The sequence below is a fragment of the Paenibacillus sp. NPDC093718 genome (assembly GCF_050279985.1).
Taxonomy (GTDB): Bacteria; Bacillota; Bacilli; order Paenibacillales; family Paenibacillaceae; genus Paenibacillus_AQ.
The window spans coordinates 72,721-95,010 of the sequence record NZ_JBNNUS010000006.1 but is presented as its reverse complement, the minus strand read 5'-3'; the positions used below and the strand labels follow the sequence as shown (position 1 = coordinate 95,010).

The window sequence follows — 22,290 nt, the reverse complement described above, 5'->3', positions numbered from 1 at the left end:
TTTCTACAGTTTCTCCGCAATCCGCAGCTTCGCCGAACGCGCCCTTGGATTACTCTCAATCTCCTCCGCAGAGGGGATAAGCGGTTTGCGGTTCACCAACTTCAGCTCACCTTGGCCGCCTCCGCATACACACATCGGAAAATCTGGAGGGCACGTACACTTGGGAATGTAACTGTTAAAAATCTGTTTGCATATCCGGTCTTCGAGCGAGTGAAACGTGATGACCGACACTCTTCCTCCCGGTGCAAGACATCTCACGGCTTGGTGAAGCGCGTCTTTGAATGCGCCAAGCTCATCATTTACCGCAATCCGAAACGCTTGAAAGCTTCGTTTGGCCGGGTGGCCGCCCGTTCTCCGAGCTGCGGCCGGAATCCCTTCCTTAATCATTTCGACAAGCTCGCCGGTTGTCTGAATAGGACCCTGTGCCCTTCTTTCAACAATGACCTTGGCAATTCGCCTTGAAAATTTCTCTTCGCCGTATTCATACAATATTCGCGCGATTTCCTGTTCCGGCCATTCGTTTACAATCTTGGCTGCGGTAAGCTCGGCGGATTGATCCATCCGCATATCCAGCGGGGCATCATGATTGTAACTAAACCCTCTCTCCCCTTCATCGAACTGCGGAGAAGATACGCCCAAATCGAACAGTATACCGTCAACTTGCGGCTGCCCGTTCTCGTCAACCTTCACTTCGTTTCGGAGCACCTCCTCCAAATCACGAAAATTGGTTTTGACGAGCGTGATCCGGTCCACATACGGCTTCATGACTTCCCGGGCGTTATTCAATGCCCAGTCATCCTGATCCAATGCGATTAACCGACCTTTCGAACTTAGTTGGGAAGCAATCAGCGAGCTGTGCCCTGCTCCCCCGAGCGTACAGTCAACATATATACCGTCTGGTTTGATGCGCAGCCCTTCTGTCGCTTCTTGCTTAAGCACTGTGATGTGATGGAACAAAGCTGCAGCCCTCCATTGTGTCTCATTCATGATTTTAAGTGTAACTTGTCCATTTCAATACGATGTTCCCAGCTGGTTATAAATCAAAATCAAAATCCACCAGCTTCTCAGCAATGTCATTGAATGCTTCCTCCGACTGCTGATAGTAACTCTGCCACTGCTCCTTGCTCCAGATCTCCACTCGGCTCGATACGCCGATGACGACGCATTCCTTCTCGAGCTTGGCGAACTCGCGCAAATTGCCCGGCAAATTTACCCTTCCCTGTTTATCCCATTCACATTCCGTCGCCCCGGAGAAAAAAAACCGGGTGAATGCACGTGCATCCGACTTCATGAGCGGCAGGGATTTGAGCTTCTGTTCCATGATGGCCCATTCATCTTTGGGGTATACAAAGAGGCAATTGTCCAATCCGCGGGTTACGATAAACGAGGTGCCCAGGAGGTCACGAAACTTAGCAGGAATAATGATTCTCCCTTTATCGTCGATGCTATGTTGAAACTCCCCCATGAACATCAGGCACTCCACCCCTTAACCCCGATTCCCCACTTTGCACCACTTTCCACCACTTTAGGATAATAGATTCGGCGTCAAGAATCAAATACCTTCTAACGAGCATTTGTTTTTTTGGAACTTTCTCTCAGAACATTCGCACAAAAAACCTCCTTTCATCCCGCTTGGGGATGGAAAGGAGGTTTGCAAATGATCTAAAGCTGCTGCTGTTTAGTGCTGAGCCCAGCTGTCCAAGTAAGACTTCTGCTCAGCGCTCAGGCTGTCGATTGTAATACCTAGACTTTCCAGTTTATATAAGGCAACCTGTTCATCCAATTCGTAAGGAACATTTACAACGCGGTTACCGATGTTCTTATACTGATCATTCACGTGTTTGAGCGACAGTGCCTGAAGCGCAAACGTCATATCCATAATTTCCGCCGGATGTCCGTCACCTGCCGCCAGATTCACCAAACGGCCTTCGGCAAGCAAATAAATCTTACGGCCATCTTTCAGGTGATATTCTTCGATATTGCGCCGAACCGTCCGAACCGATTGAGACCGTTCTGACAAATCCGGTTTATTGACTTCCACATCGAAGTGACCGGCATTAGATAAAATGGCACCGTCCTTCATGACATCAAAGTCTTCCCCGCTGATGACATCGCGGTTACCCGTGACGGTTACAAAGAAGTCTCCCAATTTGGCCGCTTCGCGCATTGGCATGACGCGGAAGCCGTCCATATAAGCCTCAACGGCCTTAATCGCATCAATCTCGGTCACAATAACGTTGGCACCCAGACCTTTGGCACGCATGGCCACACCCTTGCCGCACCAGCCATACCCTACAACAACAACCGTCTTGCCTGCAACCACCAGGTTGGTCGTCCGGTTAATTCCGTCCCAGACCGATTGTCCGGTACCGTAACGGTTATCAAACAAGTATTTGCAATATGCATCGTTCACGGCAACCATCGGAAATTTCAGAGAGCCTTCTTTCTCCAAAGATTTCAGGCGCAGGATGCCTGTCGTTGTCTCTTCCGCTCCGCCCCGAATTCCTTCAAGCAGATCGGTACGTTCGGAGTGCAGGATCGTAACGAGATCCCCGCCATCGTCGATGATCAGATCCGGTCTGGTCTCCAGTGTTGAAATGAGATGCTGCTTGTATTCCTTAGGATCCGGGTTATACTTGGCAAACACCGTGATCCCGTCTTCTACCAATGCGGCACATACATCATCTTGAGTTGACAGCGGATTACTTCCCGTAATCGTCACTTCAGCGCCGCCGGCCTGAATGACTTTGGCCAGATAAGCGGTCTTGGCTTCCAAATGCAAGGAGATGGCGACTTTCAACCCTTTGAATGGCTGTTCTTTCTCGAATTGTTCACGCACCCGGTTCAGTACCGGCATATGCGCCTGGACCCAATCAATTTTCAAATGACCTTCCGGTGCCAGTTTCAAGTCGGTAATATTGCTGGTTTGTATGGATGATGAGCTCATTTAACGGCCTCCTATGATCTGATGTTTGAATTCCTGATCGTTATACGTAAACGACCCTGTGAATGCCCGAAGCAGCGTATGGGATATCCATCAGGCGATCCACCAGATTCAATCCATAACGATTCATGTATTCCAGAATGTTGTATACCCTCTCCTGAGGTTTCCCTTCCGGCAACAACGTCTGTTCAATACGCTTCCACTGTGCCAGTGCGGCCTCATGCTGCTGTTCCAATGCATTCCGGGATTTACTTAACAGGTAATCCATCTGCTCCAATATTTTATCTTTATTGGTTAGACCTAATTTTAACAGTCCACTTTGCATTTTGCCAAGATCTTCTATTAAAGGCTGATATAATGCTTCAAATTGTTCCCGGGTTTGACTGAATCGCGCTTCCAAATTCAGCTCGTCCTTGCTGGCAAGCCAAGCCTCACGCTTCTCCGACAAGCGAAGCTGGACATCCTCGAAGGACAATCCGTATTTCTCCATCAGCTTATGGACGGTTCCATCTACAATGGAGAATGACATTCTCGGGATGATCAGCGGCATCTGCAAACCCAAGTCGGAGAATGCATAACGCGTAATCGCCCAATAGGAAATCTCGCCTGGACCGAGTATCGTCCCGAGCACGGGCAGCAGCGAATCCTGCATGATTGGACGGGTCAACACATTGTTGCTGAAGCGTTCAGGGTGCTGATGCAAATCCCGAAGCAGTTCATCTTCCGTCAGCGAAACGATGCCTTTCCGGTCTGAGAATACACGCCCTTCTCGGTAAAGCAGCAAGCGTCTGCCTTCATGCAAGTAGAACAAGTTAGCCCCATTCTCGGATACATCAGCCTGGACTTCATAACCCTGACCCGCGATATCCCTCGCAGCCTGCTGGTACGAAAGTCCCGTTTGTTCGTTGCGGGTAATCAAAGATTCGAATATGGGTACTTCCAACGCCCGAAGTCCCGGGTCTGCGGAATCCAGGAGTATCAGCCCATATTTGCCGAACATATAGCTGATCAGTTTAGCGAATGCCTCGCTGAGCCCGGCCGAACCGTTCAGCGATTCCCTCGCCATCTTCAGCAGATCTGCCTTATATTCGCTGTCTGCCAATTGAATCTGAAGCTCTGCCAGCATCGCATTCCAATCTTCCTCAGCAACGTCAGTATAACTAACCGACGTCCTGAGTCCGTCCTTGGCATCAAGCTTGATCTTGGAAAGCTGCAGATCCTGATTCAGGAAGTACGTATGATTTACTTCATCCCAATCATGATCCTCCCCGGCGATCCAAAATACAGGCACGACAGGACGTTTCAAGCGCTCTTCCGCCTCGCGGGCCGCTTGAATAACGGTAATTGCTTTATATATGACAAGCAGAGGTCCAGTGAACAAACCGCTTTGTTGTCCACCAACCATCGTAACCGTTCCTGGCTGCTCCAGAAGCTGGAGTGATTTATGTACAGCGGGATGATCATTGTGTTTCTTATTGTACGTCCGAAGACAATCCGCCAGCGCTTTACGCTGAATTCGTTTGTCTTCTGAAAGATCCAGCCATTGTACCCGCTCTGCAAAGCTGTGCTCACCGCGGTAATCTTCACCGTAGAACCCGCTTACCCGGTCGAAATGATGAATATAATCCTGAGCGAGACGCGAAGCGAGGGATAATGGTTCCGGAACGATATTCATGAGGTATGCCTCCTATTCTACGTCGCAACCAAATCTAGATTGTGCTTGAAATTTAATTTTCTTCTATATTATTTTGCCTTTCTTGATTGTACCGAATGTTGGCATTCTGCGTCAAAGGAAAAGAATAGCCGCCGGCACGATGCCAGCGGCTATTCTTGAAGCTGCTTCCTCATACTGAGGTCCGTTTATTCAAGCGTATGCTTTTGCAACCCAGTGTCCCTTGGACACTTCAACCAATTCCGAATCCTTCACGTCCAGTTGAACCGTTCCGTCTTCGCCTTTGGCAGCTGAGATCGGCCCCTGCATATCATCTTCCAGCTTCAGACGCTTTTTGTTTGCCTCAATTTCCGGATCCGGAATCGGAATCGCGGACAGCAAGGTTTTGGTGTAAGGATGGATCGGATTTGCATACAGCTCTTCACTGTCTGCCAGCTCCACCATTTTACCCAAATACATAACCGCTACCCGGTCACTGATATGCTTAACCATGGACAGGTCATGCGCAATGAAGAGATAGGTCAGGCCAAGTCGGTCCTGCAAGTCCTTCAGCAGGTTAACAACCTGCGCCTGAATCGAAACGTCAAGCGCCGAGATCGGCTCGTCACAGATGATAAATTTAGGGTTTACCGCAAGAGCACGGGCAATCCCGATCCGTTGACGCTGACCGCCCGAGAATTCATGAGGGTAGCGCGTCGAGTGGTCACTATTCAAGCCGACCATATCCAGCAGCTCCTCAATACGCTTCTTGCGTTCGGCGCGGCTGCCGGCCATACCGTGAATATCCAGAGCTTCCCCGATAATATCCGACACCGTGAATCTTGGGTTCAGCGAGGCATACGGATCCTGGAAGATCATCTGCATATCGCGGCGCATCGCCTTCATCTTGCCCGGAGACAGCTTGTAAATATCCGTTCCGTTAAAATTAACGCTGCCGGCCGTAGGCTCATAGAGGCGGAGAATCGTCCGTCCTGCAGTGGATTTACCGCAACCCGACTCTCCCACCATACCAAGCGTTTCGCCTTCACGAATAAAGAAATTCAGATCGTCAACCGCTTTAAGAACCTGGCCTTTGCCCACGTTAAAATACTTCTTCAGGCCTTTTACCTCAATCAAGTGGTTATCCTTCATGAACCTTGCGCCTCCTTCGCCATCGGATGCAGATTCCAGCAGCGCGCCATATGCGTGTCGCTGAATTCCGTTGCGCCCGGATCCACCCTTTCGCAAATTCGCATAGCTTCATCACAGCGAGCGGCGAATGGACAGCCTACAGGTGGTTTAATCAGATCCGGTGGTGTACCGATAATCGGAATGAGCGGTTCGTCTTTCTTCTGATCCAGACGCGGCATGGATCGAAGCAAACCTTTGGTGTAAGGGTGCTGCGGATTTTTGAAAATCTCCCATTTCGTTCCCGTTTCCACCACTTCACCTGCATACATGACGATAACACGGTCACACATGCCGGCAACAACGCCGAGGTCATGCGTGATCAGAATGATCGATGTGCCCAAACGTTCCTGCATTTCCTTCATAACGTCCATAATCTGTGCCTGAATGGTCACGTCGAGTGCCGTTGTCGGTTCGTCCGCAATCAGCAGGGTCGGCTTACATGCAAGCGCAATGGCGATCATCGCACGCTGACGCATACCGCCGGAGAACTCATGCGGATACTGATTGAAGCGCTCCTCCGCATTTTTGATGCCCACCAGCTTCAGCATTTCTATGGCGTGTTTTTTGGCTTCGGAGAAAGACATCCCCTGGTGCTTGATCAGCACCTCTGTGATTTGTTTGCCTATTCTAATGGTCGGATTCAGCGATGTCATCGGATCCTGAAAGATCATTCCAATGTCCTTGCCGCGAATCGCTTCCATCTGTTTATTCGTTTTTTTGAGAAGGTCTTGTCCTTGGAAAATGACCTCACCCTTTTTTATTTCTGAGGGCGGGGACGGAATCAATCGCATAATGGTCTGGGCGGTAACACTTTTACCGCTTCCGGACTCACCGACGATGGCAACCGTCTCCCCCTTGCCGACTTCAAAATTCATGCCGCGGACTGCCTTTACTTCACCGCCGCGAACACGAAACGATACGTTGAGGTCCTTTACCTGCAAGATCGGTTCCATACCTTCCCACCTCCTATTTTTTCAATTTCGGATCAAGCGCATCACGCAATCCATCACCGAAAATGTTAAATGCTAACATCGTCAAGCTGATAAATAGAGCAGGGAACAACATCCGCCATGGATAGTACATCCATCCGGACAGGGCATCATTAATCATGGAGCCCCATGAAGCAACCGGTGCTTGAACTCCAAGACCTAGGAAGCTCAGGAATGCCTCGGCAAAGATCGCGCTTGGAACCGACAGGGTCAAGGTAACGATAATCGGACCCATCGCATTCGGAATCAAATGCCGGAACAACAGGCGCGCGGTTCCCGCACCCATCGAACGTGAAGCGAGGACATATTCTCTGCTCTTCAGCTGCATAATCTCGCCCCGCACAATCCAGGACATGTTAATCCACCCGGTGATGGTTAAGGCTAGTATGATCGTTCCTAAACTTGGTTCAAATACAACCAGCAGCAAAATCGTAACGAGCAGATACGGAATGGAATACAAAATTTCTGCAAACTTATTCATGAACTCATCGACACGGCCACCGAAATAACCCATGATGCCGCCATATATTACACCAATCATCAAGTCAATCGCAGCTGCTGCAAGACCAACGGTCAAGGATATCCGAGCTCCCATCCAGGTACGAACAAAAACGTCGCGGCCCAGATCGTCGGTTCCAAACCAATGTTCTGATGAAGGCGGCATATTCGTATTCATCAAATCATTCGTTTCATAATCATAGTTCGAGATCATCGGGCCGATAATGGCCATGATGACAATCAGGATCATAATAACCAAGCCCGTCATAGCAAGCTTGTTCTTGCGCAATCTTTCCCAGGAATCTCTCCAGGAGGACAAACTTTCACGCTGTATTACCTCGGATTGTTTCTCATCAGGACCAATTTTCTGAAAATCTTCAGGCTTTAAGTTTAGTGCCGCAGGATGAGGCATACTTTGTTCTTTCTCCATGTCTACCTCTCCTTTCCGCCGGTCAATTTAATGCGTGGATCCACAAATACATATACGATATCTGTAACGAAACGCGCCAGCATCAGCAAGATGCCGTAGAATATGGTAATCCCCATAATGACTGTATAATCGCGATTTGTTATACTTTCAACAAACTGCTTGCCAATGCCGCCAATACCGAAAATCTGTTCAATGACGACCGAACCGGTAATAATGTTCGCTGTCATTGGGCCGACGTACGTTACGACTGGCAAGATGCCGTTACGGATGACGTGACGGAACATAATGGCGAACCAGTTGAGACCCTTGGCCTTCGCCGTCTTGATATAATCCGAATGCAGCACTTCCAGCATGCTGGATCGCGTTAATCGTGCGATAAATGCAATCGGTTGAGCTGATAGGGCCATAACAGGGAGCACGTAGTCAAGTGGTCCTTCAAAGCCCATAACATTGAAAATGCCCGCTTTCTCTGCGAGAACGTATTGCAACAATGACGCAAGTACGAAACTCGGTACTGCGATGCCGAGAACCGAGATGATCATGGCGATGTTGTCAATCAGCTTGCGGTGATACAGAGCTGCAAGCATCCCTAGCAGCACACCCACGATAACGGATACTACGATCGCGATAAGACCCAATCGGAGTGAAGGGCCAAATGTGTCAACAATAATATCAGTGACCGACTGTCCCTGTTTCTTCATAGACAAACCAAAGTCACCTTGAACGATATTACCCAAGTATTTCGTATATTGCTGAAATACCGGTTTATCTAAATCATACTGCTCCATCAGCCTCGCCAAAATTTCAGGCGATGGCTTTTTCTCTCCCATAAACGGATCGCCCGGTATGGCTTTCATAAGAAAAAAAGTGGCTGAGATCAGTATGAACAACGATACAAGCATATAAAAAAACTTACTCGCCACATACCTCAGCATTTCGCTAGCCTCCTGATCAGTTGTTCTAAACCAAGCCGTCTATATAATTGTATTATTCTAGAACGGAATGAGCATCCCTTAACTTTCACCAACGGACACAAGATTTGGAAACCTTGTGCTCATACAAAAAAATCGGGATATATATGAGGTTTAAATGCCCCACATATATATCCCGAACCGTAACCTTTTATAAATGGTTTTACAAAAGACTACTCGATATATGCACGTGTGAAATCGATATCACCCTTATAATCCAGATGCAGATTCTTCACCCATGGTTTAACCAGGGACACGCTGGAGTAATAGTAGATCGGCATTACAACTTGGTTTTCTTCAACGAGAATTTTCTCAGCCTTGGACATCAGCTCCATGCGTTTAGCGTTATCGCTAGTTGCATAAGCATCCTTCACAAGTTTGTCATATTCTTCGTTTTTGAAGCCAGTATCGTTGTTACCACCGTTGGATGTCCACATATCGATATAAGTCATCGGGTCGTTATAATCTGCTCCCCAACCGGAACGGGCAACTTGATAGTTCAAATCCGTACGGTTCTTCAGGAATACGCCCCACTCTTGGTTTTGTACCTTCACAGTAACACCGAGGTTATTCTTCCACATATCTGCAATAGCAAGCGCAATTTTCTTGTGGTTGTCATCGGAGTTATGGATCAGAGTAACTTCCGGTAATGTGGTGTAGCTTTTTTCCTTCATACCTTGCTCGAGCAGTTTCTTAGCTTCTTCAAGATTTTCATCGAAGTAAGTATCCGGCACCTCTTTGCGGTACTCGTCGGACTCACCTTTGATACCAGGAGGAACAAAGCCGTGTGCAGGAAGTTGTCCACCTTGCGTGATTTTCTCTACGATCGCCTGACGATCAATCGCCATGGCAAATGCTTTACGGATGTTCACGTTGTCAAATGGCTCTTCTGTTGTGTTAAAGATATAGAAATACGTTGATGAAATCCCTTTGATCATCAGTTCATCGCCCAATTCCTTCTTGATCGCATTGAGCTGATCCGTCGGAATATTTCCTGTTGGATGTCCTGCATAATCCAATTCATCGTTACGATAGCTTGAAAGTTCAGTTGCCGAGCTGTTCACGATACTCATTTGAACTTTTTCAAGTTTGATTCCATCCTTGTCCCAATATTGGTCGTTCTTCACAAGCTCGATCTTTTGACCTTTGGTCATTTGTGAAACTTTGAACGGACCATTACCGATCAATGTTTCCGGTTTGGTTGCCCAAGAAGCATTACCTTCAACAGAGCTGTGAATCGGGAAGTAGGTTTGGAATGACATCAAGCTGAGGAAGTATGGCGTTGGGTTTGCCAGCGTAACTTCGAGCGTATAATCATCGGTTGCTTTTACACCGACTTCATTGGCGTCTTTGATCTCTCCAAGATTGTAAGCTTCAGCGTTTTTGATGTAATAGAGCTGATACGCATATGGTGATGCAGGAGTAAAGTTCGGATCAAGTACGCGTTTCCATGCATACTCAAAATCTTTGGCTGTTACTGAATCGCCGTTACTCCATTTGGCATCTTTGCGAAGGGTGAAGACATATTTCAATCCATCTTCAGAAATATCCCATTTTTCGGCTACACCAGGCTCTTCAGAACCATCTGCACCCTTGCGAACCAAACCTTCAAATACAGCACTGATTACCGTATTCGACGTGTTATCCTGAGCCAAGCCCGGATCCAATGTAGGAGGGTCGGAAGCAAGGTTCATACGGAAGACTTGCTCTTTAGGCTTGTCCGCCGTTCCGCCGTTATTAGCGCCTTCGTTCTTGTCAGCTCCACACGCTGCCAAAACCGAGCTGAAAGCAAGAACTAGCGTCATGAGAAGCAGTAATTTCTTTTGTTTCTTCATCTTGCGGTATCCCCCTCATAGATTTTAGGTATATGCTTATCGATTATACAACCAGTGGTCAAAAAAATCCAGAAATCAATAAATTGAAAAATCTGCCTGACCCAGAGATCAAACAGATTTATCATATAATACTAGTTATTAGATTGTACTTACATCATCTTAATTATGTAGGAGAGGAGACCAAAAAATGTAAAAACTATATAACCAAAACTCATGCTGACAAAACCCAGACGCCACACGGCGCGAAGCAGCCTCTTACCGTTAACCTTGCCTTTCCAGCGGTTCTGCGCACTTCCGATCAGCCCCGCTGCAATGAGCAGCATGAGGAGAATAAGATAGAAACCGAATTTGGACTGGAATGTATTATTAAACAAGGCGGAGACCGAAAACAGCATGAAAAATGTGGTTACATCCATGGCCAGCTCCAGCGCTTGCTTTCGATTTTTATTTCTTTGCAAGACAATGAAATACACCAGTAAAAACGGAATGAACGGAAAAAGACTTAATGTGTGAAACAGCCCCTGCAAGAACCCCATGCTAAAGACCCCCTATGTATTCATCCCCTCGATGAGCTGTGTGATCAGCTCGTGTTTTGGCACAGAAATGCCATATTTTTGACCCAAACGAACAATGCTACCGTTAATCCAGGCAACCTCCGTCGTTTTACCGTCCATTACATCCTTAAGCATGGAAGACGTGTTACCTGAAGTTGATTGGCAGACGGATAGGATCCATTCCCAAAGCCCGCTTCCATAAGGAATTCCAGCCGCTTCATATACGGCGATCCCTTCATTATATAACTGCTTCATAAGCCTGACTCGTTCTGGGGAAGTTAACAGCTCTCCATTAGGAATCCGCCACAATGCTGTCAAAGGATTAATGACCGCGTTTATCAGCAGTTTACGATAAATCATCTCATCCATTTCATTCGACAAAAAAGCTTCAAATCCTGCTCTATTCAGCTGTTTAACAAGCTTATTTTCATGATCTTCCTGAGAGAAAGCATCTAATGGGCTCCCTGCAGGTTTCATTTTGCCGATTGTCGTCGTTCCGTGACCGGCGTGCAAAACGGAGACGCTGCCTGTACGCTTGGCCCCTTCCGTCGTAATGGCAGCGTAGAGCGTCCACATTGGCAGCAGGTCCTGAAGCCGCTCCAAATGGCCTGTACCGTTCTGAAAACATAGGAGTCTGCGGTGATCTTGCCCAAAGAGAGCCAGCATCTCCGTTGCCATCTCTTCGATCCCTTGCTGCTTCAACATGAGGAAAAGATAATCCGCATCAGCCGCGCCACCCGACTCGGCAAAGGATGACCATGGGCAGACCGAGAATGCATGGGCGTCAATGACTTGGTGCTGACCCGTCTCCTCGATGGTTATGCCGGAAGCCCGAAGCTTGTCCGCCTGCTCCTCGCTGCGGCACCATAGCGTGACACGGCAGCCTGAATCCGCAAGTTTGCCCGCATATAATAGCCCTAATGAACCAGCTCCGATAATATGGATATTCATGATAATCCCCCATTATTGTAATCAACCACAAAGTACTAGTCCTAGTATATATCAGAATAATCTCCTATACGCACAAATAACCCGCCAAGCGCATGAAATGCACTAATGCGGGTTACGGCTGGAGCAAGATAATCTTTACCTATTCGATTCGTTCCAGGTTACCGTTAGCGTCCATTTTAAAGCGTGTCTTAAGTTCCTCGTCTTCCTCATTTAAGAAAGCAAGTCTGCGTGCCCGATCCATAATCTGAATCAGTGCCTTATAATCGTCATTGACCACATGATAGTCCGTTTTCACTTCGCTGACTTCCTTCAATAACCTTTGATTCTCACTGCGGAGTCTTGAAAGCTCTTCCTCTTTTTCACGCAAGTTCTTCTCAAGCAATTTATACTGACGTGAACTTTCCTGAAGCCCGCCCTTCCACTGACGAAGGAAACGGATAACGGCATCGATGGACAGTGTTTCTTCGCTTGCACCATCATTCTTATAGACATCGTGCTCCAGTTCCGGAGCAGCCAAACCGGCAACCTGCGGTCCGCTTACCGAAGGCTGTTTTTTATAATAACTTCTCTTTTGACGCTGAGATTTCGCCAAGCTGATAGCATCCTCATATTTCTTGCGAACGCAGCTGTTCCAACGAAATCCACAAGCCGCCGATGTCCGGCCGATTCTTTCTCCCACTTCCTCAAAGGCAGCCAATTGGGTGCTGCCCTCACGAATATGACGAAGGGTCACCTCCGCCAATATTAGGTCGTCCTCTGCACTCCATGCATCCTGTCTCACTGCTGACATACCATAAAACCCTCCTAACGACATCCTAAAATAACCGTCTTCAATACCGTAAATCGGCTGCTGAATAGGGTATAAAAACTGCTTAATTCATTTCTATGCCTCTCATAGAGTTCATAGAATCTATTTGATACTAAAATGTATTTCCATTTTGATTACAGATCATACTCTTGCGAAGGCAAAAGGGAAGATTCGTCCAAATTATTCACGAATTCAATGTCCTGCTTCTGGTTAATAATAAAAAATAAAGGGTTTTCTTGAGTTAGGCGTTTACACGTTTTTCCCATAACGCTATAATGTTCATAGCAGCATTATGTGCGTACATACGAGAGGAGGATATAATCGTGGCACGGATGTTTCGAGTCCTTGGCTTTTTCACCCTGACTATCGGGTTGATGGCCTTTGCCGGAGATCATATTGAAATGGCACTGCTTTTCTTCCTGCAGACTGCATTTTTCGTGATCCTGGGATATTTGAAATTCACGGAGAGAACCTATATTCTTCTCTTCTGGGCTTATATGATCGTGACCTTCACAGGCTTTAGCTATTGGACGGTCTTCATTATGGGCAAACCACTCTAATAGGTAAACCATGCAAGCGATGTTTGTGATCCGCCGGCGCTCAACCTGGACAAACTGGGGCACGCTGGTGGATTTTCCTTGCAATTAGAGAATGAGAGTACTTAAAAGAGCGATCAGGTGCTTTAGCTGCCGGATCGCTTTTTTAATGCCCAAAGGTTGATAATTGAGTCGTATACGTCATATATTGGTTAAAATGAAGGGACAAACAGCGGTTGGATTCCTTTCGACTAACAACCATTCAAGGAGGACTCCCGTTTGAATGTACGAATAAAACAACCTCTCCTCCCGGTCATGCTGTGTATAACCCTGTTGTTCTGCTTCATAGGGGCTCCCGCTTCCGTATATTCCGAGCAGGATGCAAGCCCGGTTATGCCTGATTCGGAAGAGGCGCGCAAACTTCTGGAGGACAGCCTCTCCATTGTGGAGATCGATCATGAAATCGAACGGATAACCAAACGTATCGCCGAATTGCAGCAGCTCCAGAGCGAACTGCAAACTAAAATTCAGGATATGGGCTTGCGAATCGAAGACCGGCGAGATCGGGCGGCTGCCGTCCTTCGGTCATATTACATGGGTGAGCGGGATAACTTATTCTTCATGCTGTTGTCTGCAAAAGACTTAGCCGGTTTTTTCCGGATCATGGACTTTTACGATATGATTATTCAAAATGATCGGGATACACTTGCGGAATATAACCTTCAGTACCGCTCCCTTGCCTCCGCCCAGACTGAAGCCGCACGCAATGCTTCTCAGCTCGTCGAAGTAAAGGACAGCCTTGTCAAGCAGCGTGAACGGGTGCTGGCGCTTGAACAGCAGGTTGACGGAGCACTGACAGCCAGCGGCAACCCGGATGCCATGAAGAAATTGATTGAGGAGTTCACCCTTTATTGGGAGAACGTGGGCCTATATGAGGTAAAGCGCCACTTCCAGGCTTTAGCCAGCGCCATGGAGAATTTGCCGCAATTTGTTCAGGGAAGCAAGAATATGTTGAAAACAAACGGCAAAGAGTACACCATAGATATCCATGAGGATGATCTCAACACATTTTTAAGATCCGAAGATGAAATCTTTAACAGCTTTGCTTTCCATTTTGACGATGGAAAAGTAATAGCTTCGGGTGAGAGCGGAAATCTCTCGCTTCTGATTGAAGGAAAATACACCGTGATTAACGAACCGGAGAATGCCATCATGTTCCAAGTCGACAAACTTGTGTTCAATCGCCTGGAATTGCCTGACACCACGCGCAGAGCGCTGCAGGAAGAATTTGACATGAACTTTTATCCCAAGCAGCTGGTGTCTTTCTTAAAAGCAACGCAGGTATCCAGCCAAGATCAACGATTAGTAGTCAAAATGGAGCTGGATTTATAGAAAAAAGCTGCCCTTCGCTGGGGCAGCTTTTTTATGGTTGAACAGGCATGTACATTTCCATATATTCTTCTATGGTGATTTCGCCAAGCAGCAATCGATTGGCTGCTTCGCTATACGTTTGGAAACCTTCCGACTCTCCAAAATCCAAAGCAGCCGGCTCATTCCTGGAGAGCAGCACCTGGGCTGGAACGGCCGCCTTTTGCCAAATGCCACGATCACTTAGGTTCGTACCCGTGACATACAGCTCCGAAATAACGGGGAGCGTTCCCGCCGCTCTGCTCCATTCACGCTGCATCTCTTTGCCGGTCATATACGTAATCCATTTCATGGCAAGTGCCGATGATTCCGTGTGTGCGGCTACAGCAAAACTTCGGGTTCGGACAACCGGCGTATCCAGACGGGCCTTCCCCATTGCCAATGCATGCGACATTCCGTTGTCATCTTGATCTGATAAGCTCGAATACGGCTTGATGACCACGGCTGCTTCCGTCTTATCGGTGGTGGTCAACTCTTGGTCATTAACCTCTGCTTCCATGGCGCCTTGCTCTGATTCTGCCCATCTTCCCAGATTGCGAATCAGCATATGAAGCACCTCTTGATCCGGCTTGGAGGGATCACCTTCGAGCAAATGAACCGCCGCTCCGAAAGCGTAAGGATCATTCGAATCAAATAAGAGGACAGGGCTTGCTTTATGCAGCTCCGAATATTCCTGCCATGCCTGACGGCCCTGTGGCACTTTAAAAGGTTCGCCGCCCTTCCCCTTGGTCTGCCAGGTCATAATATAGGGGTCTATATCAAACGGCATTCCCCATTGATACCCGTTCCACTGCAGCGATGGCAGAAGGCCATTCAAGATATCTTCGCCCGGCAGCGTGCCCTGAGAAGCATCAACAGGCAGTAAGCATCCGCTCATTGCAAGCGCTTTAATAAAGTGTGAATCCGTTAATACAATATCAGGTCCTTCACCAAGGGACATCTCGAGCAGAAACAACTCTTTGTGTGTTTCACTCGTTTCCAGGAGCGAGATTTCAACCTCAGCACCGGTCTCGTCCATAAAACGCTCATTAAGAGCTTTTAGTTGTCTCAGTTCATCCGGCTTTACCTGAACACCGACCTTGATCGGACCCAGATCGGTCTCCGGTATCTCCGGCCTCTGCTGCGGAGGATTAGGCTCATCCCCCGGGGGCTCCCGTCTAGTGTGATGAGTGAAGTCAAAGCTGGGAGATAAACTGGATAATGACAACAGTAAAATGGCAAATAAGAACCAATATTTCTTCCGCTTCATATCCCATCTTCACTCCTTCAAAAGTCGCATGCCCTTATTTTACCAAACTTCTAGTACTCTTGTCCTATCTTTTTTGTTAATTATCTAGTCCAGATTTTACTAGTAACGATATGGAAGGAAAAAAAGACTGTCCTATGAATCTGAACAGTCTTAAACCTACAAGTTATTTTAAGGAATCATTTCTCGGGAAATATATGGTTATAACAAGTCGGCAGCCAGCTGAGCCAGCTTGGAGCGTTCCCCTTTAGTCAGCGTAATATGCCCGCTCAGATTTTCTTGCTTGAATCGTTCAACCACATAGGTCAACCCATTACTCACAGCATCCAGGTAGGGGTGATCAATCTGCTCCGGATCTCCCATGAGAATCACCTTACTTCCTTCTCCCGCCCGGGAAACAATCGTTTTGACTTCATGACGGGATAAGTTTTGGGCTTCATCCACAATGATGAACTGGCCTGGTATCGAGCGGCCCCGGATATAAGTCAGTGCTTCCACCTGAATGCTGCCGAGCCCCATCAATATTTTATCGATATCACCCGATTTTTTGGTGTCAAACAAATATTCCAGATTGTCATATATCGGCTGCATCCATGGTCTTAGTTTCTCTTCTTTTTCGCCAGGCAAATAACCGATATCCTTCCCCATCGGAACGACCGGACGCGCAATGAGCAGTTTCTTGTATTTATGCTCATCCTCTACCTTGGATAGGCCTGCTGCCAACGCCAACAAGGTTTTTCCCGTTCCGGCTTTCCCGGTAATGGTGACTAGCGGAATATCGTCGTTTAGAAGAAGCTCAATCGCCATCCGCTGTTGGGCGTTACGGGCGCTGATGCCCCATACAGGTTCATTGCTTAAATGGAGCGGCTCCAATCTGGTTGCATCCTCATTCACATGAAGGAGAGCTGACTTTCCTGTCCCCATCTCATCCTTCAGAATAACAAATTCATGCGGATAAAGCGGATAAGACAATTGAAGAGGTTTAATCGGCAAATAACGATAGCTGTAGAATTCATCGATCACCGAAGGATGTACCTTTAAGGTAGAGAATCCAGGATACAATTCACTTGGATCGGCTGTACGGTCCGATAAATAATCCTGTGTCGTGAGTCCGAGCACATCCGCTTTAATTCGAACAAGCACATCCTTGCTGACCAGAACGACGGGTCTTCCGTCCTCCTTCGGCTCCTCCTCCAATTTATAATTTAACGCGACAGCCAAAATTCGGTTGTCGTTGGATGCTTCGCTAAATAACTCCTGTACCTTGACGAAGCTGCGATGATTCAGCTCAACCTTCAACGTCCCGCCGTTCTCCAGAAGAACTCCGTCATGAAGATGACCTTGTTCTCTTAGCCCATCGAGCAATCGGGAGACCGTGCGGGCATTGCGGCCGATTTCATCCGCATTTCGCTTCTTCGAATCAATCTCTTCAAGAACCACCGCAGGAATGATGACTTCATGCTCCTCGAATGCATAGATCGACTGAGGATCATGCAGCAATACGTTTGTATCCAGCACAAATATTTTTTTCATCTTATCCCTCCACTGCTTCTTCATCAGGTACACACATAAACCTTTCCGTCCCGGACATAATAAGCGTAGCGACTGGAGTAATTTAGCGAACTCTACTACGAAAGGACAGATCAATCCATGAGAGCTGCTCTATCCATCATGCTAGCGGTGTTGTTGCTCGCAGGCTGCGGGACCGCCAATAACAATGCATCACCCTCTCCTCGTAATCAAACCAATGGAACCACTGCTAACAATGTTCAGAATATGAATGAGAACAGAGGTTATACCACTAACAATGTAGACGGCTGGACTCCGGATAACACGAATACGGGACAAGTTGGCAACGCAAATGATAACAACGGACAAGTTGACGCTACAACCGCAAATCACCTAAAATCACTAGCAGAGAGTGTGCCCGGTGTTAAAAACGCAAACTGTGTTGTCATGGGAAATACGGCTGTTGTTGGACTTAATGTAGATGGAAATTTAGATCGGGCAGAAGTCGGAACCATTAAATACACAGTCGCGGAAGCCCTTCAATCCGATCCGGCAGGTGCCAATGCGCTTGTTACCGCTGATTTAGACGTTACAAACCGGATTGCCGATCTTGGTCGACATATTCAGGAGGGAAATCCGGTTTCAGGACTGGCCAGCGAACTCGCTGACATCGTAGGCCGCATCATTCCTCAGCTGCCTAAAGATGTAACACCTCGTGATCGTAATGCACAAGATAACGGTGCACAAACGGTAAATCCGAATAATCGGGGTAATGCACCAGCCAACCCGCACCGTAATAGATAGGCAAGAAGACAAATCCTGTCATAACCCGAGTTTGTCCGTCACCCGTCTCCAAATTTCATACAAAAAAGCCCAGTGAAGCTCACTGGGCTTTTTTTAAGGTCATAACAACGCCATTAGCGAGCATTTCTGCTTCGCCAGTGACGTCGTGACCCGTATCATATTCAGAGTTTTGTTGCCTGTTCGGTGTGGAATTGACACCCATGTCGAATGAACACGCCTGAGAAGACATGGCATCAGAAGGATGACATCTGAAAGGCTCCCATGCCCACATGGAATCTGCTCGCACAAATCCATGGGCAGGGTAATCCGTCTGCCGAGTACAGATCAATGGGTGTGTCGTATGCATCATAAGGTAGGACATGCCTTCGGCCTCCTGTACAATGATCTCCATCTGATACATTGTATTATAGCATACAATAAAACTTGCCTTCAATTGTCACGGAGTTGCAGAATCCGCTTCTGTCCCCTGCTCGCCAGCGCCAGCATTATGCTTGCCGGCGAGCTCGTCTTGCAGCGCTTGTCTGGCTGCATCCAGCTCGCTGCTGCTTATATACACATAAGGACTATTCCAATTGCCTGTAACCGGCATGAATTTCACATCATCTTTTCCAATATCATAATAAGTCGCAATCAAATTTCGGATCTGCTCCTGCTCGAAATCGGTGGTCATGTTATCGCTGACCGCATCCAGAGCATTGCCCACCTTCGCAACGCCTCCGAGCGATTTCATCTTATCGAGCAGGGAATGTAATACTTCGCTTTGGCGGGCATTACGCTCAAAATCGCTTGACTCCTTCGTTCTCGGCGAACAGCTATCACTGGATTTACGGTAACGAACATAATCCAGCGCCTTCTTGCCATCCAGCTTCTGAGGACCCACAGTGAGGTTAATGTCGGTCCCGTCGGCAGTATCGCGGTAACACATATTGTATTGAACGTTGACATCTACGCCGCCAAAGGTATCCACCACATCACGGAATCCCTGGAAGTCGATAACCGTTACATAGTCGATATTAACGCCAAGATACTTGCTCATCATGACTTTCATTTCTTCTTCAGCCGGAATGCCGCTGCCCGGTTCCTTTTTCTCCGCAGCATTGTAAGCCGCTTTAAACCTTGGGTAATAGGCGTTCAGCTTCGTCGCTTTATATCCATCGAGTTCAATGAGTGTATCCCGGGGCAAAGAAACCAGCGTCGACGTATTGGTCTCCGGATGCATGGTGGCGACCATGACCACATCCGTCAAGTATGTCCCCGTTTCCGGGCGATGATCCGTTCCCAAGAGAAGCACCGTGATCGGTTTTTCTTTTGCAGATTGGCCTGGAGCTACAGGTTTGTCGATCCCGCTTTTTTCAATGATCTCATTGCCTTTGAAGAACAAGTAGCCGGCATAACCTGCTGCAGCCAGAACTGCGATTAACAAGACGATAAGAATGAGTTTAAAAAATGATTTCCATGCGCTTTTTTTCTTTTTTGGAACTGGCTGTTTCTTGCCCTTCCCCCCACTTTTGGCTCTCGGAGGGAGATTGGTATGAGTAGGATTCATATCATAACACCTGATTTCATTCAAATTAGATGAATGTCCGATAAACGCTTCAAATTACGAAGCATTTACCGGACCATGGTTAACTTCTCTCTCTTATAAACGAAGGGGATTGACAAAAAGTTGCCGGATTCAAAATACAGGCACTTTTTTTAAAATCTACATCAACTTATGACTTCGGCTCGGTCTGAGCCTTCTTCTTCTGACGATCTTCAACAAAATATCGAATACGCACCATCAGCATCAATGCCACTGCTACTAACAAGCACTGGATAATCGGCAGCTTATCAATCTGAAATACAAGCAGTATCGCCGAACCCAAGGCCATTAAAATATACAGGAGAATCTCCTTCAACAGAGGGAGCTTCTGCTTCACCCGGAATACCTTGTTGTAAACGTAGGTGATCAGCACAAAAATCACGATATAAGAGATGAGTGGGTGCGAGGCAAACCATTCTTGCATGATAGGTTCACTCCTTTTGGACAAGTAGATCTCTATCTATTATAGATTTGCTTGTGCCATTTTACGATGTTTTTCTGCACGTTCGCGCTCACTCTTGTTCAAAATCTTCTTGCGAAGACGAACGGACTTCGGCGTAATCTCGCAATATTCGTCGTCGTTCAAGTATTCAAGGGCTTGCTCCAGTGAGAAAATAACCGGTGTTTTCAATTTAACCGTATCGTCCTTCGTTGCCGAACGAACGTTGGTCAATTGCTTCTCTTTACAAATATTAACGACGATATCATTATCGCGGGTATGTTCGCCAACGATCATACCTTCATAAATCTCAGTCCCCGGTTCCAGGAACAGGGTTCCGCGATCTTCCACCGACATCATGCCATAGAACGTTGAAGATCCGTTCTCCGTGGAAACCAGCACGCCTTGGTGACGTCCACCCACTTGACCGCCGATAAGCGGACCGTAGCTGTCGAATGCGTGGTTCATAATGCCATAACCGCGTGTGAGAGTCAGGAAATGGGTACGGTAACCGATAAGTCCGCGAGCAGGAATCAGGAATTCCAGACGCACTTGGCCATTTCCGTTATTCACCATGTTCACCATTTCAGCCTTACGCGTTCCAAGACTTTCCATCACTGAACCCATGCTTTCTTCTGGTACATCGATCAAAAGACGTTCGATCGGCTCCATTTTGACGCCATCAATTTCTCTAACGATAACTTCAGGCTTGGAAACTTGAAGCTCATAACCTTCACGGCGCATATTCTCAATCAAAATACTGAGGTGAAGCTCACCGCGTCCCGATACGATATAAGCATCAGGGCTGTCCGTCTCATCCACTCGCAAACTTACGTCCGTTTCCAGTTCTTTAAAGAGGCGGTCACGGAGCTTACGGGATGTTACCCATTTGCCTTCGCGCCCGGCAAAAGGACTGTTGTTAACAAGGAACGTCATTTGCAGGGTTGGTTCATCAATTTTAAGGACAGGCAATGCCTCCGGATGCTGTGGATCAGCAATGGTCTCTCCAATGTTAATGTCTTTGATCCCTGCAATCGCCACGATGTCGCCAGCGCCTGCTTCGGCAACCTCGATCCGCTTCAATCCCTGGAAGCCGAACAGCTTCTCGATACGAGCATTCTTGGTCGAGCCGTCACGAAGCATAACGGTAACCGGTTGGCCTTGCTTAATGACACCGCGGTTCACGCGGCCGACGGCGATACGTCCAAGATATTCATTGTAATCCATCAAGGTAACGAGGAACTGGAGAGGCTCGTCCACTTTCTCTGTAGGGGAAGGGATATGGTCAATAATGGTCTCGTAAAGTGCAAGCATGTTATCATCTTGCTTCTCAGGATCCATACTGGAAGTACCGTTTAAGGCAGATGCATATACAACGGGGAAGTCCAATTGGTCGTCATTCGCTCCAAGCTCAATGAACAGATCTAGCACTTCATCGATCACTTCAGCTGGGCGGGCGGCCGGACGGTCAATCTTGTTCACAACGACGATTGGAGTCAAGTTATGTGCAAGAGCTTTACCTAACACAAACTTGGTCTGAGGCATACATCCTTCATAAGCGTCAACAACGAGCAGAACGCCGTCAACCATTTTCATAATACGCTCAACTTCACCACCGAAATCGGCGTGTCCTGGTGTATCCACAATGTTGATCAAGAAATCTTTATACGTAATAGCCGTATTCTTGGCTAGGATGGTAATTCCGCGTTCGCGCTCCAAATCATTGGAATCCATCGCGCGTTCCTGCAGGGTCTCATGTTCCCGGAAAATACCGGACTGCTGCAGCAGTTGGTCTACAAGTGTTGTTTTGCCATGGTCAACGTGAGCAATAATGGCAATGTTGCGAATCTGATCTCTTGATTGCATAAATATATCTCAAATCCCTTCTGTTCGAATGAGCCACAAAGAAAGCGCCGGACGACAT

The 22,290-nt window shown here is 47.5% G+C and carries 21 protein-coding genes; 3 read left to right on the top strand and 18 right to left on the bottom strand.

Features of this window, described 5'->3' with window-relative positions:
* Positions 1-3 precede the first annotated feature (3 nt).
* The 12 genes from rsmH to ACQKPA_RS18710 all read right to left on the bottom strand — a co-directional run bounded on the left by rsmH (position 4) and on the right by ACQKPA_RS18710 (position 12,804).
* Complete coding sequence (rsmH, locus tag ACQKPA_RS18765) at positions 4-957, bottom strand: 16S rRNA (cytosine(1402)-N(4))-methyltransferase RsmH (protein WP_427494061.1); 954 nt, start codon at positions 955-957, stop codon at positions 4-6.
* A 76-nt stretch (positions 958-1,033) separates the two neighbouring features.
* Complete coding sequence (gene mraZ / locus ACQKPA_RS18760) at positions 1,034-1,471, bottom strand: division/cell wall cluster transcriptional repressor MraZ (protein ID WP_427494060.1); 438 nt, start codon at positions 1,469-1,471, stop codon at positions 1,034-1,036.
* Positions 1,472-1,678: 207 nt separating this feature from the next.
* The gene (locus tag ACQKPA_RS18755; RefSeq protein ID WP_427494059.1) at positions 1,679-2,947 is read right to left on the bottom strand and encodes an adenosylhomocysteinase; all 1,269 of its coding nucleotides are present in this window, start codon (positions 2,945-2,947) and stop codon (positions 1,679-1,681) included.
* A 40-nt stretch (positions 2,948-2,987) separates the two neighbouring features.
* A complete protein-coding gene (gene bshC / locus ACQKPA_RS18750) occupies positions 2,988-4,619 on the bottom strand; it encodes a bacillithiol biosynthesis cysteine-adding enzyme BshC (RefSeq protein WP_427494058.1) in 1,632 nt (543 codons plus the stop codon).
* Between the two features lie 189 nt (positions 4,620-4,808).
* Complete coding sequence (locus ACQKPA_RS18745; protein WP_071222975.1) at positions 4,809-5,747, bottom strand: ABC transporter ATP-binding protein; 939 nt, start codon at positions 5,745-5,747, stop codon at positions 4,809-4,811.
* Entirely contained in the window at positions 5,744-6,739 is a 996-nt protein-coding gene (locus ACQKPA_RS18740; protein WP_076320625.1) for an ABC transporter ATP-binding protein, read from the bottom strand. The genes ACQKPA_RS18745 and ACQKPA_RS18740 overlap by 4 nt, the downstream gene beginning before the upstream one ends.
* Before the next feature lie 13 nt (positions 6,740-6,752).
* A complete protein-coding gene (locus ACQKPA_RS18735; RefSeq protein ID WP_071222973.1) occupies positions 6,753-7,703 on the bottom strand; it encodes an ABC transporter permease in 951 nt (316 codons plus the stop codon).
* 2 nt (positions 7,704-7,705) lie between these two features.
* A complete protein-coding gene (locus ACQKPA_RS18730; protein ID WP_071222972.1) occupies positions 7,706-8,638 on the bottom strand; it encodes an ABC transporter permease in 933 nt (310 codons plus the stop codon).
* 209 nt (positions 8,639-8,847) lie between these two features.
* Entirely contained in the window at positions 8,848-10,509 is a 1,662-nt protein-coding gene (locus ACQKPA_RS18725; protein WP_427494057.1) for a peptide ABC transporter substrate-binding protein, read from the bottom strand.
* A 149-nt stretch (positions 10,510-10,658) separates the two neighbouring features.
* Positions 10,659-11,045, bottom strand: coding sequence for a DUF3397 domain-containing protein (locus tag ACQKPA_RS18720; protein WP_194541658.1), 387 nt, complete (start codon positions 11,043-11,045; stop codon positions 10,659-10,661).
* Positions 11,046-11,057: 12 nt separating this feature from the next.
* Positions 11,058-12,014 (bottom strand): ketopantoate reductase family protein, encoded by a 957-nt coding sequence (locus tag ACQKPA_RS18715; RefSeq protein WP_427494056.1) that lies wholly within the window; start codon positions 12,012-12,014, stop codon positions 11,058-11,060.
* 139 nt (positions 12,015-12,153) lie between these two features.
* Positions 12,154-12,804 carry an RsfA family transcriptional regulator gene (locus ACQKPA_RS18710; RefSeq protein WP_071222968.1) on the bottom strand — a complete coding sequence of 217 codons (651 nt, stop codon included), beginning with the start codon at positions 12,802-12,804 and terminating at the stop codon, positions 12,154-12,156.
* Between the two features lie 341 nt (positions 12,805-13,145).
* Here ACQKPA_RS18710 and ACQKPA_RS18705 point away from each other — a divergent pair, with 341 nt between their 5' ends.
* Positions 13,146-13,382 (top strand): DUF2626 domain-containing protein, encoded by a 237-nt coding sequence (locus ACQKPA_RS18705; RefSeq protein ID WP_006209059.1) that lies wholly within the window; start codon positions 13,146-13,148, stop codon positions 13,380-13,382.
* A gap of 255 nt (positions 13,383-13,637) precedes the next feature.
* Positions 13,638-14,750, top strand: a complete 1,113-nt coding sequence (locus ACQKPA_RS18700) for a coiled-coil domain-containing protein (protein WP_427494055.1) — start codon at positions 13,638-13,640, stop codon at positions 14,748-14,750.
* A gap of 31 nt (positions 14,751-14,781) precedes the next feature.
* Here ACQKPA_RS18700 and ACQKPA_RS18695 read toward each other — a convergent pair whose 3' ends face one another.
* A complete protein-coding gene (locus ACQKPA_RS18695) occupies positions 14,782-16,035 on the bottom strand; it encodes an extracellular solute-binding protein (RefSeq protein WP_427494054.1) in 1,254 nt (417 codons plus the stop codon).
* 198 nt (positions 16,036-16,233) lie between these two features.
* Positions 16,234-17,565: a PhoH family protein gene (locus ACQKPA_RS18690; RefSeq protein ID WP_194541654.1), complete on the bottom strand. Its 1,332-nt coding sequence runs from the start codon at positions 17,563-17,565 to the stop codon at positions 16,234-16,236.
* Positions 17,566-17,682: 117 nt separating this feature from the next.
* Between ACQKPA_RS18690 and ACQKPA_RS18685 the strand changes: the two genes are divergently transcribed.
* A complete protein-coding gene (locus tag ACQKPA_RS18685) occupies positions 17,683-18,345 on the top strand; it encodes a YhcN/YlaJ family sporulation lipoprotein (RefSeq protein ID WP_427494053.1) in 663 nt (220 codons plus the stop codon).
* 79 nt (positions 18,346-18,424) lie between these two features.
* Here the strand turns inward: ACQKPA_RS18685 and ACQKPA_RS18680 are convergent, their stop codons facing one another.
* The 4 genes from ACQKPA_RS18680 to typA all read right to left on the bottom strand — a co-directional run bounded on the left by ACQKPA_RS18680 (position 18,425) and on the right by typA (position 22,232).
* Positions 18,425-18,706 carry a hypothetical protein gene (locus ACQKPA_RS18680; RefSeq protein ID WP_427494052.1) on the bottom strand — a complete coding sequence of 94 codons (282 nt, stop codon included), beginning with the start codon at positions 18,704-18,706 and terminating at the stop codon, positions 18,425-18,427.
* A gap of 75 nt (positions 18,707-18,781) precedes the next feature.
* Positions 18,782-19,891, bottom strand: coding sequence for an LCP family protein (locus tag ACQKPA_RS18675; RefSeq protein ID WP_427494051.1), 1,110 nt, complete (start codon positions 19,889-19,891; stop codon positions 18,782-18,784).
* A gap of 166 nt (positions 19,892-20,057) precedes the next feature.
* The gene (locus ACQKPA_RS18670) at positions 20,058-20,351 is read right to left on the bottom strand and encodes a YlaH-like family protein (protein WP_076320612.1); all 294 of its coding nucleotides are present in this window, start codon (positions 20,349-20,351) and stop codon (positions 20,058-20,060) included.
* 39 nt (positions 20,352-20,390) lie between these two features.
* The gene (typA, locus tag ACQKPA_RS18665; RefSeq protein WP_427494050.1) at positions 20,391-22,232 is read right to left on the bottom strand and encodes a translational GTPase TypA; all 1,842 of its coding nucleotides are present in this window, start codon (positions 22,230-22,232) and stop codon (positions 20,391-20,393) included.
* Between the last annotated feature and the right edge of the window lie 58 nt (positions 22,233-22,290).

Excerpts from the sequence above, each read along its gene's own strand:
- mraZ (WP_427494060.1), bottom strand. The coding sequence starts at position 1,471 with ATGTTCATGGGGGAGTTTCAACATAGCATCGACGATAAAGGGAGAATC.
- ACQKPA_RS18755 (WP_427494059.1), bottom strand. The coding sequence starts at position 2,947 with ATGAGCTCATCATCCATACAAACCAGCAATATTACCGACTTGAAACTG.
- bshC (WP_427494058.1), bottom strand. The coding sequence starts at position 4,619 with ATGAATATCGTTCCGGAACCATTATCCCTCGCTTCGCGTCTCGCTCAG.
- ACQKPA_RS18745 (WP_071222975.1), bottom strand. The coding sequence starts at position 5,747 with ATGAAGGATAACCACTTGATTGAGGTAAAAGGCCTGAAGAAGTATTTT.
- ACQKPA_RS18740 (WP_076320625.1), bottom strand. The coding sequence starts at position 6,739 with ATGGAACCGATCTTGCAGGTAAAGGACCTCAACGTATCGTTTCGTGTT.
- ACQKPA_RS18735 (WP_071222973.1), bottom strand. The coding sequence starts at position 7,703 with ATGGAGAAAGAACAAAGTATGCCTCATCCTGCGGCACTAAACTTAAAG.
- ACQKPA_RS18730 (WP_071222972.1), bottom strand. The coding sequence starts at position 8,638 with ATGCTGAGGTATGTGGCGAGTAAGTTTTTTTATATGCTTGTATCGTTG.
- ACQKPA_RS18725 (WP_427494057.1), bottom strand. The coding sequence starts at position 10,509 with ATGAAGAAACAAAAGAAATTACTGCTTCTCATGACGCTAGTTCTTGCT.
- ACQKPA_RS18720 (WP_194541658.1), bottom strand. The coding sequence starts at position 11,045 with ATGGGGTTCTTGCAGGGGCTGTTTCACACATTAAGTCTTTTTCCGTTC.
- ACQKPA_RS18715 (WP_427494056.1), bottom strand. The coding sequence starts at position 12,014 with ATGAATATCCATATTATCGGAGCTGGTTCATTAGGGCTATTATATGCG.
- ACQKPA_RS18710 (WP_071222968.1), bottom strand. The coding sequence starts at position 12,804 with ATGTCAGCAGTGAGACAGGATGCATGGAGTGCAGAGGACGACCTAATA.
- ACQKPA_RS18695 (WP_427494054.1), bottom strand. The coding sequence starts at position 16,035 with ATGAAGCGGAAGAAATATTGGTTCTTATTTGCCATTTTACTGTTGTCA.
- ACQKPA_RS18690 (WP_194541654.1), bottom strand. The coding sequence starts at position 17,565 with ATGAAAAAAATATTTGTGCTGGATACAAACGTATTGCTGCATGATCCT.
- ACQKPA_RS18685 (WP_427494053.1), top strand. The coding sequence starts at position 17,683 with ATGAGAGCTGCTCTATCCATCATGCTAGCGGTGTTGTTGCTCGCAGGC.
- ACQKPA_RS18680 (WP_427494052.1), bottom strand. The coding sequence starts at position 18,706 with ATGTCCTACCTTATGATGCATACGACACACCCATTGATCTGTACTCGG.
- ACQKPA_RS18675 (WP_427494051.1), bottom strand. The coding sequence starts at position 19,891 with ATGAATCCTACTCATACCAATCTCCCTCCGAGAGCCAAAAGTGGGGGG.
- ACQKPA_RS18670 (WP_076320612.1), bottom strand. The coding sequence starts at position 20,351 with ATGCAAGAATGGTTTGCCTCGCACCCACTCATCTCTTATATCGTGATT.
- typA (WP_427494050.1), bottom strand. The coding sequence starts at position 22,232 with ATGCAATCAAGAGATCAGATTCGCAACATTGCCATTATTGCTCACGTT.